Here is a 15,944-nt window from a genome sequence, read left to right as displayed (position 1 = left end):
AAAAAATGCCTGGCGCCGATGCACCAGGCAAGGCACGGTATCAACGACCGGAAGCTCGAAGGTTCTGTACGGTAAATTTATTGGTGGGATTCAATGCGGGATCGACTTGCCCTTTGAACTGACCCGTCGTGCAGTGCATGGCCTGCACATCAATCATGGTGAAGGAGTCGTCGATCGCCACACCGGTTCCCTTGTTTTTCGGCAGGTGGTGATCCGGATGCGCCTGACCGATCTGCCAACTCTTCCACAGATCCCCTTTGCGGTCATAGGTCAGGGTACGGGGAATGGTGAAGGTCTGGGCATCGATATAGTGCACACGCCTGCTGATCGGATGGTTCGAATCCTTCGGCTTGTTCTCCAATTCGTAGACCTTGCGCAACTGCCAGGTGATCTGAGGAAAGCAGTTACCCTTGTCGCCCATCTCCACGAACTGATAACCGTCCGACTCCTTATGCTCTTCGGTGAGTTTCAGATCGTTGTGATTGTAGAACGGCACCAGGATATTCTTGGCGCCTTTGAAGGTCCACTCCATATCGTTGATGCGTCCGTTGTAGCCTTCGAAGTCCTCGATCATGACGTCGGAACCGAGAAAGGCATCGGTCACCTGACCGGAGGCCAGACGACGGACACGGCGCTGGAAACCGAGATAGAGCCAGGCGCTGTCGCGCTTGAGATCGTTTTCGTAACGGTGGATCAACAGCTGGGTATTCTTGACGTCAAAAGGTTCCAACGCCTGTACGTAGATTGCACGAAACAGCTTTGACGGATTCGGAGAAATCTCGGGTAGCGGCTCCTGGTTGACCCGGTGCATATAGTTGAGGAAATGAAAATTGAACTTGATCGTTCTCTCCAGCTTCCCGGAGTTCATGTCCTTATACTTCCAGTAGAAGGGATAGATCGCCGCATTGTCACCCCAGTTGTAGCCATACTTGTAGTTCCAGGCCAGTTTCTCACCCACCCGTGGATCATCCATCGACGGCTCCTCAGGGAAAGGCCGGCCGGCGATGAAACCTTCTATCTCACCCGATTTCTCGCCGAGCTTTACCTTACCCAAACCATCTCTGGTCGCCTGAACATAGTTGGGATGCAGGTCGAACGAGGTAGTCTCCCCCACGGTGATTTTAGTCCAATCCTGACTGATGAACTCATGCATTGCTGGATCGAGGACATCCTTGAATTTATCCACGTTCGACTGATCGATTACCAGGCCCGCGCTCAATCCTTCGAAGGTCGGCACACCGGTTTTGTAGGGATAGAAACTCTTCTCCACATCTTCATTGGTTGCAGCCTGGACAGGCAGTGTGGCGGCAAGTATCACTCCAGCCGCCAGCGTAGTGTTAAGCAAACGCATTGTTTGAATCTCCATTGAAAAACTTAAAAGCGATAACGCAAGGTGACCTGGAACTCATCCTCGGCCTGGGCCATACCGATAGGCCCGGAGCGGAAACGGCCGAGCGGTTCGAAACCGGCCAGGTTACGCAGGGCAAGGTCACCCGGAGCGCCTGCTCCGGTAAACGGCGGAAAGGGATTACAGGCCCGGCAATCATCGAACTCCTGGGCGCCATCACCCACCTTTACATTGGCGCCGACGGTAAGACGGAGATTGTCGCTGATCAGCCAATCGACAGAGGGTGCGATGACACTGGCATGGGCCTTGAAGTCATGCGCCATAATGACTTGCGGGCTGACCCGGTCGTTCTTGTACCAGCCCTTTATCAGCAAGGTGCCTATATGGTTGATTTCCCAGTTGGGGATACCCGCTTCGATACCGTTGATCGTCTCCCGCTCGTGATCGACCAGATATTCACCGAACAGCTGTGCGGAGAGCAGGAATGCACGACGCTGATTAAGAAAGGGGATGAAGGTGGGGCGGTCCCAACCGACGACATAGCGAAATACATCAGACTCGGAATAGAGTTCCGGGCGCAGGGTATTGGCAAACTCTTCGCCCTGTGTATAAGCCGCCTCGATTCGGAAGACCGACTTGATATCATCCACGTAGAAGTCCAGGGAGCCACCGAGAAGGTTGACCCTGGGGAAGTGCATATCAAATGCGATCAGATAATCATAGCTCTGTGACTCGATATCGGTGGTAAAGGGGTTATCCGCCGTATCCACCACACCGCGCAGAGAGGGTAGTTGCGAACGATAGGTCAGGGCGTTCAGGGAGAATCCCAGACCCTGATAATCACCCTCCAGTTTGACACCGAATTGGGAATTGCTGAGCGACCAATCCGGCAGATGCACATCCCGGATACCGATCACATGGGCCGGGAAATCGGTGGACAGGGCGCCGCCGGCAAAATTCGCCACCGAACACCCGTTGTCCCAGCAGTTCTTCATGGCGCGGAAGAAACTGCCCGCATCGAGAATCGCGTAGGGTGTACCGCCCTGTCCGAGGTTGCTGGGACGAAATTCGTCGAAGTTCCAGACAAACTGCAGGTTCAGATCATCGAACCGCTCAGTGGCGCCCATCCGGTACTCGCCGGTGGCCATCCACATGGGTATGCGGATATCCTCCAGCTCATCGTAGATGTTATGCCGCGAATAGTCGACGGGATTGATGACATCGAGCACACGAAACAGATCGGTACGGCCCCAAACCACCTGCTGCCGACCAAGCCGGAAGTTCCAGGTGGCGCCACTCTCGGTCGGCATGGTGGCATCGATGTAGGCCTCACGCAGGAAATCGAGCCGATCGTTGAATTCGGGATACTTGAGATCACTCTCATCGAAGTCGAGATAGTCTTTGATACAGCCTCGTGAATCCACATCACAGGGGCGTACCGGTACGCCCATGCCGACCCCGCCCTCCGTATCGTGCAGCGCATTGCCAAGATTATCCAAACCTTCGTTAGGATTCACACCGCTATCGAAACCGAAGCCCAAAACGCCGGTCGAAACATCCGAGGCGCCCCAAGGCGTGGTGCCCGCACCACCAATCGATTCCAGCCCGATGTCCCCCCCGGCCTCACTGCCGAACTGATCGTCATTGAGGTCGTAGACCGCATCGTAGGTCGCGTGAAATGTGCCGACAAAACTGACATTGGAAAATGAGCCTTTGGCGCCGTAGTCTTTGGAGCCTTCAATCTGAACCGTATTGCGCATCTTACTCAGGCCGACATGGCGGCGCGCATAGGTTGCGTTTTCGACAAATCCGTTGATCTGCAGCGTGCCATCCTCAGAGGTGTAGGCCGCCGCCTGACCACTACCTAAACAAGCAGTGATAACGGCAGGCAACAGGGCTGCGACTATGACCGGATGCATCCTTCCCGGTTGTTGTTTATTACTATCTAGGAACATCCTAGCCTCCTCCGACAACGTAAAATAACTATGTGCAGAACTCACTATGCAGCTGGCATGCCAACTTTCAAGACACTGAAATTAAAAGAAATTTTTCGGGTACCAGGGAGAGGGTTATCGATATAATAAAAATATCGATAATTTGTTTTATCATATGGTCATTGATGATTATATCGATAATTACTCAAGGCAAAAAAATGGCCGGAGCTGCACGCCGGCCATTAAGGAGGGATCGGAAGAATTTTAAGGTTTAAGTTGAGATGCTGAGGGCTCAACCAGCCTCATCACACCAGCTCACGCGATCGCCTTCTCCGCGTAGAGCACACCGTCTTCATCGTAGCGGGCGCTGCCGATGAAGCTCGGACGGAATATCATCACCCAGGAGGGGACGATAAACATCGCCGCCAGGGCGTTGAGGATCAGCATCACCACCAGCAGCAGCGCCGCGTCCGCCTGAAAACGCAGATCGGAGATAAAGACCCACATGATCACCCCGCCGATCAGGCAGGCGGCGGTAAAGCCGATCGCCTTGCCGGTGGTGGCGATAGCGCGCAGCACCGCGTGCTGCAGATTGCCGGAGGCCTTGGCCGTCTCTTCGCGAATCCGGTCCATGATGTAGATGGAGTAGTCGATACCCACGCCGATACCCACCGCAATGATCGGCACCGTATTGACATTGATGCCGATCGCCGCCAGTCCCATATAGGCGTAGGTGGAGACGGTACAGAACATCATCGCCAGGAACATGATGAATCCCGCATGCAGGGACATGTAGAACCAGGTGACAAAGACGAAGATCAAGGCCAGCACCAGGGGAATGATCAGCATATTGCTCTCATAGGCCGACTCGTTCATGGCGGCGGTCACGCCCACCAATCCACCGGCAAGTTCGATATGCAGACCCTCCACCTGATTCGCAGGCTCGTTGATCCACTCTTTGGCGCGATGGATCGCCCGGCGAATCGTTTTGGCCTGATGATCCTTGTAGAAAAAGACGATATTGGCCACCCGGTCATCGGTATCGACGAACTCCTTGAGTGCGCCGGGCACCGGACTGGAGGCCATATAGGCGAACATCAGACCGCCCACATAGGCCTCGCTATCGGGGATGATGGCCCAGCGGGGATCGTCGGAGTGGAAGATCCGGTTGACCTGTTTCACCAGATCGGGAACCGCCTTGGCGCCACCCAATTCCGGATCGAGCAGCATATGGTTCTGGAATGCCTCGATGGCCTGCAGTACATCCGGGCGCTTCATACCGCCCTTCTCGTCGGTCCTGGCCACGATGTAGAGCTCTTCCGAACCGGGAAAGCGTTCGTTGATGACCTTGGACGAGACGTTGTAGTCGTGATCCAGGTAGAGAATGGGCGAGCCGGGTTCCGACTCACCGATCTGTACCCGGCTGCTGAGCTGGGCACCCAGCAGCAGTATCACGCCGGCAATGCCCAACACGATCAAACCACCCTGTTTGTTGGCGACCAGCGCCGCCACCCTGCCGAACAGCGCATCCTCCGCAGCGGGCCTTTTGGCCGCCGGTTTTGGCTTCGGCAGCAGGGAGAGTATCAAAGGTACAGCGATCAGAACCGTGAAGACCACGCAGATCGCCCATAGGGAGGCGTAGATCCCCAGCTTCACATTGATCGGCACGGAACCCAAAGCAATCAGCAACAGGCCGATGGCATCCGACACGATACCCAGGCTGCCGGGACGAAAGAGGGAGTCGAAGGTCCGGTGGGCCGCCTCGCGTGAATCGTCCACCTCCTCCAACTCGCCATAGAAGCGCTGCACCAATTGGATGGCATGGGACATAGCCCTGGCGGATATGAGGAATGGAATCACCAGGGTCAGCGAATCCAGGTTGTAGTCGAGCAAAGAAAGGATTCCGAGGCCCCAGATCGCCGAGATGGTGATACCGAACATGGGCAGCAAAATGCCATAGGCCCGACGGAAGTAGATGATCAGCAGGAAGAGCATGATCCCCACCGTGGTGGTAAAGATCAGAAACAGCTGATCCAGATAACTGTAGACCCAGCCCCAGAGCATGGGCTGGCCGGTAGCGTAGATCTCCACGCCGGCCGCCTTCTCCGCTTCCCGGATCTGCTACAGCTGACTGAATATCTCACCATAGTTCAACTGCCCCTCGTTAAACTGGGCCTTGATCAGCGCCGCCTTGAGATCGGGGGAAACCAGCAGACCGAAGACCCGTGGATTGCTCATCACGTCGTCGCGCAGTTTGTTGAGCTCCTCCCCCGTCCAGTTATCCCTTAGCGGATCGTAGTAGGGCTGGGAGTTGACATCGCCGGTTTCGGTCAGCCATACCTTGCGTGAGGTACGGTGGGTCAGACTGGCCAGCAGATTGTGGTTGACCCCACTGACGTTATCCACCGCCTGGGTAATGCGATGGATGCGGGCCAGGGTCTCCTGGCTGAAGATATCGCCCTCGTTCACCACCACCGCCATCACCACATTGTTGGCGCCGCCGAAGGTATCGCGGATGGAGTTGTGCAACTTGATGTATTCGTGCTCCTGAGGCAACAGGTCGGCAAAATCCGAGTACATCTGTACCTTGGGAACCTGGATGGCGAAAAAGAGGGTCAGCGCAGCGATAACCGCAAGAAAGACCTTGGGATAGCGGAACACCAGATTATCGATGTTCTTCAGCCAGTGGGAGAAGGCGTGCATGGTCATTGGCTGTCTCCCCCGGATGCTGTGTCTATCGGACTGATGATCCCGCGGCCCCCCATTACCAGCAGCCGCTCTTCGCCCTGGGGGATGGCAGTGATGAGATAGGAGAAGAGGCGCGGGGCCTCGGGCACCTGCTCCCAGCCGTCGCCAATCAACTGTAGTAGGGTACCGTTGTCGCCGGTGGCATAGAGCCGGTCACCCTGGGGAATCAGGTTGTAGATGGGGGCGCTGCTGACCGACTTTTGACGATGCCAGGTTTCGCCTCGGTCATCAGTATACAGTATGGTGCCGCTGAGCCCGGCGACCCACCCCTCGTCCAGTGTGCGGAACCAGGCCGCCATGGGATAGAACTCGTTTGGGATATCATTGCCGCGCTCCCAACTCTCCCCCCCGTCCTCGGTGAAGTAGAGTGATCCGAATTCACCGGCGACCACGGCATGATCCTTGTCGAGCCATTGGATAGAGGTGAACTGCATATCCTCCTGCTGTGATATCTCCCGCCAGTTTCCCTGGCTCTCGTCACTGTGGATCAGGGTACTGAAACTGGCGGCTATCCAGAACCGCCCCCGTGGATCACAACTGATCGCCATCGGGCTCTCCATGGTTTCCAGCTGCTGCGCCCGCCAGTCACTACCCTGGGCATCGGAAAGCCACACCTTCCGTACCGTATCGATGGCTGCGAAACTGCCGTCTTCACAACTGGCTACGGAGATCAACGACGACTTCGTGGGCAATTGAGTACGCTGCCAGGTCTTACCCTTATCCAGGCTGGTGAGTACCGTACCGTAGTCGCCCACCGCAATGATCCGGCGATGGTTGGAAGCGGCTGCTTTCAATTGATCGAAACGGTAGATCGGCTTCTCGATCTCCCGTTCAACCAGGGTTAGATCGAGAGGGGCCTCACAGGCGCTGATCAGGAGACCCAGTGCCAGCCATGTGAAAGCCCGCCATGGTCCGCCAGGTAGCAATCGGTGATTGTTGTTCATCTCTTCATCCTCTCGTCTCAATCCCCTCACACAAACCGCATACCCACGCTGCCCAACCCCTGATAGCGTACGTTGAGGCAATCCCCCTTCTCCATCGCCACCGCGGCGGTGATCCCGCCTGTGAGGATCAGGGTACCGGCGGATATCTCCTCGCCTCGCTCGCCCAGCATATTGGCCAGCAGCGCCACACTGGCGGCTGGGTGGCCCAGCACAGCGGCGCCTGCACCCAGCTCCACCACCTGGCCGTTCTTCTCCATCACCACGCCGAGGGTGCGCATATCCACATCCGCCGGGTCGGCCATCTGCCCCCCCAGTACAAAGCGGGATGAGGAGGCGTTGTCGGCGATCACGCTGATCAGGTCGAAGCGGAAATTCTCATAGCGGGAGTCGATGACCTCCACCGCCGGGATGACATAATCGGTCGCCGCCAGCACATTGCCGATATGGCAGCCCGGACCACGCAGAGGGGCCTTGGTGACGAAGGCGAGTTCCGCCTCCACCTTGGGATGGATCAGTTGATCGGTTTCGATCTCACCGCCGTCGGGGCGGTCGAAGTAGTCGGCGAGGAAGCCGTAGACAGGCGTCTCCACCCCCATCTGCTTCATCTTGGCGCGGGAGGTGAGTCCTACCTTGAGGCCGATAATTTTGTTGCCCCTCGCCTCCTTGCGCCGACGAATCTCGAACTGGATATCGTAGGCATCCTCGAAATCCATCTCAGGATAACGATCGGTGATTTTGGTGGCGTCTTTCGCCTCCAGCTCGCTGGCTTCGAGGTACTGTGCAAGCTCCGCTATCTGCGCCTGGTTCAGGGTACCCATCAGTTCGCCCCCTGCGCCTTGGCCATCTCCATGGCCACATCCTCGATCATGTCCTCCTGACCGCCGATCATGCCGCGCCTGCCCAGCTCCACCAGCACGTCGCGGGAGGAGACGCCGTAACGCTCCTGTGCCCGCTTGGCGAAGAGCAGGAAGGAGGAGTAGACCCCGGCGTAGCCCAGGGTCAGGGCATCCCGGTCGACCCGGATGGGGCGGTCCAGCATCGGCACGACAAGATCCTCCGCCACATCCATCAGCTTGAACAGATCGACACCGGTCTCCACCCCCATCCGCCCGGCCACGGCGACAAAGACTTCCAGGGGTGTGTTACCCGCGCCGGCACCCATACCCGCGGCGGAACCGTCGATACGGTTGGCGCCCCCTTCCACCGCAGCCAGGGAGTTGATCACCCCAAGGGAGAGGTTGTGGTGGCCGTGGAAACCCAGCTCGGTCTCCGGCTGCAGGGCGTCGCGCACGGCACCCAGCCGTTCGCTCACATCCTGCGGCAGCATATAGCCGGCGGAGTCGGTGATGTAGATGCAGTTGGCGCCGTAGCCCTCCATCAGTTTGGCCTGTTCGACCAACTTCTCGGGACCGACCATGTGGGCCATCATGAGGAAACCGACGGTATCGAGCCCAAGCCCGCATGACTTCTTGATGTGCTGCTCCGAGACATCGGCCTCGGTGCAGTGGGTGGCCACGCGGATGGTGTCGACACCGCAGTCCGCCGCCATCTCCAGCTCCGGTACGGTACCGATGCCGGGCAGCAGCAGTGCGGAGATCTTGGCGCTTTTCACATGGGGCCGCACCGCACGCAGGTACTCCTCGTCGGTATGGGCCGGGAAGCCATAGTTGACCGAAGCGCCGGCCAGGCCGTCGCCGTGGGTCACCTCGATCATCGGCACACCGGCCTGGTCCAGGGCGGAGGCGACGGCGACCATCTGATCCAGGCTGATCTGATGGCGCTTGGCGTGCATGCCATCACGCAGGCTCATGTCGTGAATGGTGATTTTCTTTCCGTTCAGATTCATCGTTCTTGTCCTCAGGCGGTTGCCTTTTCCGGTGCCAGTACCAGGCTGCCGTTGAGAATCTCTTCCGCGAACATCTCCGCGGTACGCAGACCGGCGGCGGTCATGATGTCCAGATTGCCGGCATACTTGGGCAGGTAGTCGCCCAGCCCCTCCACTTCCATGAAGACTGAGACCCGGTTGCCATCGAACACGGGGCCGTTTTTCAGGCGGTAACCCGGCACGTACTTCTGCACATCGGCGATCATCGCCTCGATCGATTCGGTGATCGCCTGTTGATCCGGCTCCTCTTCGGTGATGCAGTGGACCGTATCGCGCATGATCAGCGGCGGTTCCGCCGGATTGAGAATGATGATCGCCTTCCCCTTCTTGGCGCCGCCCACCTTCTCCACCGCGCCGGCGGTGGTCTGGGTGAACTCGTCGATATTCTTGCGCGTACCGGGACCGGCGGATTTGGAGGAGACGGTGGCGACGATCTCGCCATAGGCCACCGGTTGCACTCGGCTGACGGCAGCCACCATGGGGATGGTCGCCTGGCCGCCGCAGGTGACCATATTGACGTTCAGCTCACGCTTGCCGACATGGTCCTTGAGATTGACCGGCGGTACGCAGAAGGGGCCGACGGCGGCAGGCGTCAGATCGATCATGATGGAGCCCTGCTGCTGCACCTTGCGGTTGTTCTCGCTGTGCACATAGGCGGAAGTGGCGTCGAAACAGATCTGGACATTGTCCTCCCGCATATGGGGCACCATTCCATCGACCCCTTCATGGGTTGTCTTCAGACCCAGCTGGCAAGCCCGTGCCAGGCCCTCTGAATCGGGATCGATACCGACCATCCAGACCGGATTGATCCAGTCGCTGCGCAGTGCCTTGTAGAGCAGATCGGTGCCGATGTTGCCGGAGCCGATCAGGGCTGCGTTGATTTTGTTCATTGCTCCTATCCTCGTCGATTTAACAGGGCTGTCGGTTGATCCGCCCTAGCTCATATGTTTGCCGGCCTGCCAGCCGCCTTGGGTCAGATGGGCCTGCGCCGTCTCCAACGGCTCCGCCTCCAGCGGCGTGGCCAGGCTGTCGTTCCAGCGATTGAAGAAACCGAACAGGCCGATCACCGACAACATCTCCACCACCGCCTCTTCGCTCCAATGGCGGCGCAGCTCATCGAACAGCTGATCGGTGACATCGTTGGGTTGAGAGGCTGCAGCCAGGGCGAAGTCGAGGGCGACATGCTCAGCATCCGAGTAGTGTTCGCTGTTGCGGTAGTTCCAGATATCCTCGAGTTTCTCTACCGGAATGCCGTGACGTTTGGCACTCACCGCCGTATGCGCCTTGCAGTACTGGCAGCCGGCAGCGCTGCTGGCGACATGGGCCACCAGTCGCTTGAAACCGAGATCGACCTCCCCGTCCGGGTCGTAGACGGCGGCGCTGAACTGGATGAAGGCGTCCACCAGCTTCGGTTTACGCTGCATGGTGAGCAGGCTGTTGGGTACGAAGCCCAGGGTCTTCTCGAAGAAGGCGAAGCGCTCCGCCAGCTCGGCGTGCTGGTCGGTGGGTAAAGGACTGAGTCGGCTCATGGCGAAACTCCTCTGTTGGATCAGGTGAAGCGGACCGAGGCAGAGCCGATACCGCCTATCTCCACCCGCATGAAGTCCCCCGCCACCACCGGCTCCAGGGGAACCAGAGAACCGGAGAGGATCACTTCACCCGCCTTCAGGGGAATGCCGAAGCTGCCCAGGGTGTTGGCCAGCCAGGCAACACAGTTCACCGGTGATCCCAGTGCGGCGGCACCGGCACCGGTGGAGAGCAGTTCACCGTTCTTCTCCACCACCATGCCTGCCGTGGCCAGGTCGACCTTGCGTGGATCGACCGCCTTGTCGCCCAGCACGAAGAGTCCGCAGGAGGCGTTATCCGCCACCGTGTCCTGGATCTTGATCCGCCAGTCCCGGATGCGGGAGTCGACGATCTCGAAGCAGGGGATCACCGCCTCGGTAGCGCGCAATACATCGGCGTTGCTGACACCCGGACCGATCAGGTCGCGCTTCAGCATGAAAGCGATCTCGCCCTCGGCCCGCGGTTGGATCAGCGCTTTGCTGATCGGCATCTCGTCGCCATTGCCGTAGACCATACGGTCGGTGAGGTAACCGAAATCGGGCTGATGCACGTTGAGCATGTTCTGCACCGCCTTGGAGGTGACGCCGATCTTCTTGCCGATGATCGATTCTCCCTGCTCGACCCGCCGGTTCACCATGCGCAGGGAGACATGGTAGGCGTCCTCGATGGTGATATCCGTTTCCCGTTCCGTCAGCGGGTCGATCATGCGGCGCTGGCTGAGGGCATCAAAGAGTTCGTCCCCCAGCTCGTGAATGCGTTGTTCGTTCAGCATCGATGACTCCTCAAAGCTTGATACAGACGTTCTTGAGCTCGGTGTAGAACTCCAGGGAGTGCACCCCACCCTCGCGGCCGATACCGGACTGCTTGGCGCCGCCGAAGGGGGTGCGCAGATCACGCAGGAACCAGGAGTTGACCCAGGCGATACCCGCATCCACCTGGGCCGCGACCCGATGGGCGCGGGCGCTGTTCTCGGTCCAGATCGCGGTGGCCAGACCGTAATCGGTGTCATTGGCCAGGGCGATCGCCTCCTCTTCGCTGTCGAAGGGGCGGATATGGCAGCAGGGACCGAAGATCTCTTCCCTGATACACGAGGCATCGTCTCGCAGATCGGTCCAGATGGTAGGTTGCACCCAGGCGCCACCGGCCAGGGTCTCCGGCATGTTGGGGGTGCTGCCACCGGTGACGACAGTGGCGCCCTCCTCTTCCGCTTTGCGGTAGTAGGAGAGCACCTTGTCTCGATGTTGGTGGCTGATCAGGGGTCCCATGTCGGTCTTGGGATCATCCCACTGCCCCAGCTTCAGGGTCTCGGCGCCGGTCTTCAGACGATCCACAAACTCATCGTAGATCGTACGTTCCACGTAGATCCTTTCCGTTCCGAGACAGACCTGACCGCAGTTGGCGAAGGCGGAACGCAGGGTGCCCTCGATCGCCTTGTCCATATCGCAGTCTGCGAAAACCAGTGCCGGATTCTTACCGCCGAGTTCGAAGGAGATATCGGTGATATCATCGGCGGCCGCCTTCATGATGGCCGCACCGGTGTCTGTTTCGCCGGTGAAAGTGATACCGTCGACCCCTTTATGACGGGTGAGGAACTCACCTGCCGAGTTGGGACCAAAACCGTGTATCACGTTATACACCCCCTTAGGGATTCCCACCTGGTTCATCACCTCGCCCAACAGGGCTGTGGTGAAGGGGGTCTCTTCGGAGGGTTTAACCACCACTGTGTTACCGCAGGCGAGCGCAGGACCCACCTTCCAGGTCATCAGCAACAGAGGCAGATTCCATGGGCTGATCACTGCGATCACGCCTTTGGGCTTGCGCAGTGAATAGTTGAGTGCGCCCTGCCCGTCCGGCGTATCCAGCACGAAACTCTCTGTGGGTACATTCTTCACCACATCGGCAAAGATCTTGAAGTTGGCGGCACCGCGGGGGATATCGATATGGCAGGCGAGCTTTTGCGGCTTGCCCGTATCGAGACACTCCGCCTCGAGGAACTCATCGAATCGGGCGGTAATGCCATCGGCCAGTTTATGCAGGAGATCAGCCCGCTCCGCCAACGGCATGCGGCCCCACTCACCCTGCAGCGCCATCCGTGCCGCATTGACCGCCGCATCCACCTCCGGCGCCCCGGCCTCGTGAACGATACCGATCTTCTGTCCCGTCGCCGGGTTGATATTGTCGAACAGCTTGCCCGAAGCGGATCCGACAAATTCTCCATTGATGAAATGTTTGACCTCTTTCATTCTGTTCACCGTCATTAAGCCAATTTCCTAAGATTTCCCGTTGTTCGCTTCGGCAGTTTTGATCGATTCTGCGGCAACACTCAATGCTGCAATACCGGCCTCTGCGCGGGCATCATCCCCGCCGCCGAAGGTACCGAACATACCGATCACACCCGCCAGTTCTTCACTGGTCTGCATGGTGTAGCGCCAGTGCGGGTTCTCGCATCGATGGTTATCTCAGGCATGCTCAGTTCTGTTCTTCCGACCTGCACCAGGTATTGTTACTGCGATCGAAATCACTCCAGCTCTTCATAAAATGCCGGGCATTATCCTGATGGTCGGTCTCTGTAAAGCCATCGATACTCAGCTGGTCTCTGGAGACACCCACTTCACCCAGGGTTATCTGTATGAAGCGAACCGTATGATCGTCACTTGCCACTGCCATGATCTCCTCCTGCCGGGATTTCTCCCGCCTTCGTTGATGTTGTGCCTTGCTTGTCGTTTTGACTGAACGCTATGCTGCGCTCTCTGATGTCCCCTCTTTCGGTTTAGGTGCCAACCGAAGTGAGAGATCACTCTTGGGGGTGACTCGACAGGAGAGAACGATGCCCAGAAGCTCATCCTCTTCCGTCACATGGGTACGGCTCATTTTGCGGGTCTCATACCTGCCCTGAGTGATCTGGATGCGGCAGATACCACAGCCACCGCCTTTGCAGCCGACCGGTATCGAGCCGAGTCCCTGTGCCTGCATGGCGTGCAGCAGGCGCTGCTCGTCGCCACAGTGAAAATGTGTATCCTTGTCTTCCACATAGATTTCGTATTGGGTGGACATCCTCAGAGCCTCTTGAATACCGGACTGCGCTTACGGTTCTCTTCGTCTTTGGTGAGAAAGCGCTCGGTGAAGATGTCGTTCTCAAACAGACGGCCCTGCATGAGGGCGCGTATCGCGGCTTCGATCATCACCGGAGGTCCGCACAGGTAGGCGGTATTACCGCTGAAGCCACTACCGTAATGGCGTTGAGCCGCTTCGTGAACGAAACCGGTCTCGCCGCTCCAGTCGTCACCCGCTTCCATCTGTGAAAGCACAGGGTAGTAGGTAAAGTTCCGATGTCGATCCGCCAGGGTGCTGAACAGCTTGTCATCGTAGAGATCCCGTTTTGCCCTGACGCCATGAAAAAGAGTGATCTGCGTGGTGCAATCGGATTCCAGCAGATCGAGAATCATCGACTTGGGACTCGAGAGTCCGGTACCGCCGGCGATGAAGATCATCGGCTCGTTGCGGGACTTGCGCACGAAGAAACGGCCATAGGGTCCGGTAAAACCGAGTCTGTCGCCCACCTTCAGATCGTTATGGATAATCGGTGTTGCCTCACCGTCCGGGACCAGACGGATATGCAGCTCGATCAGTTTGCTGTCGGACGGCCTGCTTGCCAGCGAGAAGGCGCGCGGCACGCCGACACCGGGGACCTGCAGATTGATATATTGGCCCGCCTGAAAGTCGATACCCTCGCCATCCAGCTGCAGCCAGATTCCCTTTACATCATGGGTAAGGTCTTCGAGCCTGACGATCTCAGCCTCAAAGTCTTTCACGGGGATGATCCTTGCATCGGGATCTTCGTCGATATCCGCCTCGATCACCGTATCCGATTCCAGGGTGGCGCAACAGGCCAAGACCTTTCCTTCCTCACGCTCCATGTCCATCAGGGCAAAGTTTGAGGCGTCGCCCACATCTACGTCTCCTTCAAGCACCCCGACTTTGCAGCTGCCGCATAGCCCGTGACAACAGGCGTGAGGCATCCAAATACCGGCGCGCAGACATGCATCGAGGATATTTTGACCCTCTTCGATCTCTACCTCGTCGCCGGTAGGCTCGATGGTGAGTTGGTATGCCATATTTATCGCTCCAAAATATCGATAAAAGCAAGAATAGCGATATTTTGTCGATTTGCAAGAAAATTATCGATATTTTTGTAAATTTATTATGTTCGACTAAAATATTGACAAAAGTCAGTGTCATACATCCTGCATAGCAGGTAGGGTAAAGAGCAAATTTCATTCAGATCATCAGATGGAAAAACACAGATATGGCAATAACTTACAATGAACAAGCAGAACCGAACGGAGCCAAGACCCTGTCCGACCAGGCCTATCTGCAACTGAGGTCAGATATCATTCATGGTGAATTGCAGCCGGACGAGAAACTGCGCATTGAACACCTGCGCACGGCATACGGTGTCGGCGCAAGTCCCCTACGCGAGGCCTTGAGCCGGCTCACAGCGGATGGCTTCGTTACTGCGGAAGGGCAGCGCGGTTTTCGCGTCGCCCCGATGTCCGAAGAGGATCTGGCAGACATAACACAATTGCGAATCCTGCTTGAGAAGCAGGCACTCTGTCAGAGCATTGAGCAGGGTGATGATGCCTGGGAATCTCGCATTGTTGCCGCCTTCTATCAGCTGGAAAAGGTTGAAGAATCGGAGGAAAGGGACCCTGCCGAATGGGAGATCCGCAATCACGATTTTCACGAAGCGCTGATTGCCGGCTGCAGTTCAAAATGGCTGCGCCGTTTCTACGGTATTCTCTACGATCAACACAAACGCTACAGGAACATTGCCCTGAGCACCGAGATTCCCCGGGACCTGCACCAGGAACATAAAGAGCTGCGTAACGCGGCTTTAGCCAGGGATGGCAAACGCGCCTGTGATGCGATCGAGCAACACATCATGAGAACGGCTGAAATTACATTGAAAGTGCTGCGGGAAGAGGCGCATAGAGAACAGGAGATTGCATAAAAGCGCCTGTTGACAGACAAAGGAACATGGCGCGCGGATCAATCTGATTTTGATGATGATCTCTCCGCCTCCTTTGCCTGAATGAATACCCCCAATTTCATATCCACTTTCTGGGTATGGTTGGCAATCCAGGTTTTCAGAAATTCCAGCACTGGAATGATCTGATCCCGATCGCCGGAATTGAATGTCTTTCTTACGGCGACTATTTTTGCCGAAAAATCACGATGTTCTTTGATATGCTGTGCCGCATCGTCTGATCGTTCACCAAAATAATCGTACTCCTTCATCAATGACTCTTCTGTCTGGAAGTGGTAGATGGCATAGCTCAGCAGTTCTTTGGTAATCCTTTGAAAGGTCATGGGACTGGTCGTCTCGGTGATGCTGTTGTAGGCGTCATTCACCATATTCAACAGATTCTGATGCTGGGTATCGATCACCTCAACCCCGGTAGACATCCAATCACTCCAGACAAAGGGCTCATATGTGTATTTCGTTTCAGACATTCACC

General features: G+C 57.2%; 17 protein-coding genes. 1 reads left to right on the top strand and 16 read right to left on the bottom strand.

Going from position 1 to position 15,944, the window contains the following annotated elements:
- Positions 1-40 precede the first annotated feature (40 nt).
- From CODIS_RS02385 to CODIS_RS02325, 15 genes are all read right to left on the bottom strand, one after another.
- Positions 41-1,351, bottom strand: coding sequence for a DUF1329 domain-containing protein (locus tag CODIS_RS02385; RefSeq protein WP_069121121.1), 1,311 nt, complete (start codon positions 1,349-1,351; stop codon positions 41-43).
- Positions 1,352-1,374: 23 nt separating this feature from the next.
- On the bottom strand, positions 1,375-3,303 hold the full coding sequence (locus tag CODIS_RS02380; RefSeq protein ID WP_235615108.1) for a DUF1302 family protein: 1,929 nt from the start codon (positions 3,301-3,303) through the stop codon (positions 1,375-1,377).
- A 294-nt stretch (positions 3,304-3,597) separates the two neighbouring features.
- Entirely contained in the window at positions 3,598-5,400 is a 1,803-nt protein-coding gene (locus tag CODIS_RS02375; protein ID WP_305782076.1) for an efflux RND transporter permease subunit, read from the bottom strand.
- 3 nt (positions 5,401-5,403) lie between these two features.
- The gene (locus tag CODIS_RS21570; RefSeq protein WP_305782074.1) at positions 5,404-5,991 is read right to left on the bottom strand and encodes an RND transporter family protein; all 588 of its coding nucleotides are present in this window, start codon (positions 5,989-5,991) and stop codon (positions 5,404-5,406) included.
- Positions 5,988-6,974, bottom strand: coding sequence for a WD40/YVTN/BNR-like repeat-containing protein (locus tag CODIS_RS02370; protein WP_154722979.1), 987 nt, complete (start codon positions 6,972-6,974; stop codon positions 5,988-5,990). Before CODIS_RS02370 ends, CODIS_RS21570 begins: the two co-directional genes overlap by 4 nt.
- 26 nt (positions 6,975-7,000) lie before the next feature.
- Positions 7,001-7,792, bottom strand: coding sequence for a 2-oxo-3-hexenedioate decarboxylase (dmpH, locus tag CODIS_RS02365; RefSeq protein ID WP_069121120.1), 792 nt, complete (start codon positions 7,790-7,792; stop codon positions 7,001-7,003).
- The gene (dmpG, locus tag CODIS_RS02360) at positions 7,792-8,820 is read right to left on the bottom strand and encodes a 4-hydroxy-2-oxovalerate aldolase (RefSeq protein WP_069121119.1); all 1,029 of its coding nucleotides are present in this window, start codon (positions 8,818-8,820) and stop codon (positions 7,792-7,794) included. The genes dmpH and dmpG overlap by 1 nt, the downstream gene beginning before the upstream one ends.
- A gap of 11 nt (positions 8,821-8,831) precedes the next feature.
- Positions 8,832-9,749 carry an acetaldehyde dehydrogenase (acetylating) gene (locus tag CODIS_RS02355; protein ID WP_069121118.1) on the bottom strand — a complete coding sequence of 306 codons (918 nt, stop codon included), beginning with the start codon at positions 9,747-9,749 and terminating at the stop codon, positions 8,832-8,834.
- 45 nt (positions 9,750-9,794) lie between these two features.
- Complete coding sequence (locus CODIS_RS02350) at positions 9,795-10,388, bottom strand: carboxymuconolactone decarboxylase family protein (protein WP_069121117.1); 594 nt, start codon at positions 10,386-10,388, stop codon at positions 9,795-9,797.
- 20 nt (positions 10,389-10,408) lie between these two features.
- Entirely contained in the window at positions 10,409-11,197 is a 789-nt protein-coding gene (gene dmpE / locus CODIS_RS02345) for a 2-oxopent-4-enoate hydratase (RefSeq protein ID WP_417903646.1), read from the bottom strand.
- Positions 11,198-11,207: 10 nt separating this feature from the next.
- Positions 11,208-12,683, bottom strand: a complete 1,476-nt coding sequence (locus CODIS_RS02340) for a 2-hydroxymuconic semialdehyde dehydrogenase (RefSeq protein WP_305782073.1) — start codon at positions 12,681-12,683, stop codon at positions 11,208-11,210.
- Between the two features lie 12 nt (positions 12,684-12,695).
- Positions 12,696-12,845: a hypothetical protein gene (locus CODIS_RS20800; RefSeq protein WP_154722978.1), complete on the bottom strand. Its 150-nt coding sequence runs from the start codon at positions 12,843-12,845 to the stop codon at positions 12,696-12,698.
- Positions 12,846-12,894: 49 nt separating this feature from the next.
- A complete protein-coding gene (locus CODIS_RS02335) occupies positions 12,895-13,092 on the bottom strand; it encodes a chromo domain-containing protein (RefSeq protein WP_069121116.1) in 198 nt (65 codons plus the stop codon).
- Positions 13,093-13,161: 69 nt separating this feature from the next.
- A complete protein-coding gene (locus CODIS_RS02330; protein WP_069121115.1) occupies positions 13,162-13,479 on the bottom strand; it encodes a 2Fe-2S iron-sulfur cluster binding domain-containing protein in 318 nt (105 codons plus the stop codon).
- A 2-nt stretch (positions 13,480-13,481) separates the two neighbouring features.
- Positions 13,482-14,540: an NADH:ubiquinone reductase (Na(+)-transporting) subunit F gene (locus CODIS_RS02325; RefSeq protein ID WP_069121114.1), complete on the bottom strand. Its 1,059-nt coding sequence runs from the start codon at positions 14,538-14,540 to the stop codon at positions 13,482-13,484.
- A 191-nt stretch (positions 14,541-14,731) separates the two neighbouring features.
- Between CODIS_RS02325 and CODIS_RS02320 the strand changes: the two genes are divergently transcribed.
- Positions 14,732-15,436: an FCD domain-containing protein gene (locus tag CODIS_RS02320; protein ID WP_069121113.1), complete on the top strand. Its 705-nt coding sequence runs from the start codon at positions 14,732-14,734 to the stop codon at positions 15,434-15,436.
- Positions 15,437-15,474: 38 nt separating this feature from the next.
- Here CODIS_RS02320 and CODIS_RS02315 read toward each other — a convergent pair whose 3' ends face one another.
- Positions 15,475-15,939, bottom strand: coding sequence for a bacteriohemerythrin (locus tag CODIS_RS02315; RefSeq protein WP_069121112.1), 465 nt, complete (start codon positions 15,937-15,939; stop codon positions 15,475-15,477).
- Positions 15,940-15,944 lie beyond the last annotated feature (5 nt).

Origin of the sequence: Candidatus Thiodiazotropha endolucinida (genome assembly GCF_001715975.1) — a bacterium.
GTDB lineage: Bacteria > Pseudomonadota > Gammaproteobacteria > Chromatiales > Chromatiaceae > Thiodiazotropha > Thiodiazotropha endolucinida.
Note: the sequence above shows the minus strand (reverse complement) of the source record. Positions and strands in the feature narration are given on the sequence as shown.

Excerpts from the sequence above, each read along its gene's own strand:
- CODIS_RS02330 (WP_069121115.1), bottom strand. The coding sequence starts at position 13,479 with ATGTCCACCCAATACGAAATCTATGTGGAAGACAAGGATACACATTTT.
- CODIS_RS02380 (WP_235615108.1), bottom strand. The coding sequence starts at position 3,303 with ATGTTCCTAGATAGTAATAAACAACAACCGGGAAGGATGCATCCGGTC.
- CODIS_RS02385 (WP_069121121.1), bottom strand. The coding sequence starts at position 1,351 with ATGCGTTTGCTTAACACTACGCTGGCGGCTGGAGTGATACTTGCCGCC.
- CODIS_RS02315 (WP_069121112.1), bottom strand. The coding sequence starts at position 15,939 with ATGTCTGAAACGAAATACACATATGAGCCCTTTGTCTGGAGTGATTGG.
- CODIS_RS21570 (WP_305782074.1), bottom strand. The coding sequence starts at position 5,991 with ATGACCATGCACGCCTTCTCCCACTGGCTGAAGAACATCGATAATCTG.
- CODIS_RS02320 (WP_069121113.1), top strand. The coding sequence starts at position 14,732 with ATGGCAATAACTTACAATGAACAAGCAGAACCGAACGGAGCCAAGACC.
- CODIS_RS02355 (WP_069121118.1), bottom strand. The coding sequence starts at position 9,749 with ATGAACAAAATCAACGCAGCCCTGATCGGCTCCGGCAACATCGGCACC.
- dmpH (WP_069121120.1), bottom strand. The coding sequence starts at position 7,792 with ATGGGTACCCTGAACCAGGCGCAGATAGCGGAGCTTGCACAGTACCTC.
- CODIS_RS02335 (WP_069121116.1), bottom strand. The coding sequence starts at position 13,092 with ATGGCAGTGGCAAGTGACGATCATACGGTTCGCTTCATACAGATAACC.
- CODIS_RS02370 (WP_154722979.1), bottom strand. The coding sequence starts at position 6,974 with ATGAACAACAATCACCGATTGCTACCTGGCGGACCATGGCGGGCTTTC.
- CODIS_RS02350 (WP_069121117.1), bottom strand. The coding sequence starts at position 10,388 with ATGAGCCGACTCAGTCCTTTACCCACCGACCAGCACGCCGAGCTGGCG.
- CODIS_RS02340 (WP_305782073.1), bottom strand. The coding sequence starts at position 12,683 with ATGACGGTGAACAGAATGAAAGAGGTCAAACATTTCATCAATGGAGAA.
- dmpG (WP_069121119.1), bottom strand. The coding sequence starts at position 8,820 with ATGAATCTGAACGGAAAGAAAATCACCATTCACGACATGAGCCTGCGT.
- dmpE (WP_417903646.1), bottom strand. The coding sequence starts at position 11,197 with ATGCTGAACGAACAACGCATTCACGAGCTGGGGGACGAACTCTTTGAT.
- CODIS_RS02325 (WP_069121114.1), bottom strand. The coding sequence starts at position 14,540 with ATGGCATACCAACTCACCATCGAGCCTACCGGCGACGAGGTAGAGATC.
- CODIS_RS20800 (WP_154722978.1), bottom strand. The coding sequence starts at position 12,845 with ATGCAGACCAGTGAAGAACTGGCGGGTGTGATCGGTATGTTCGGTACC.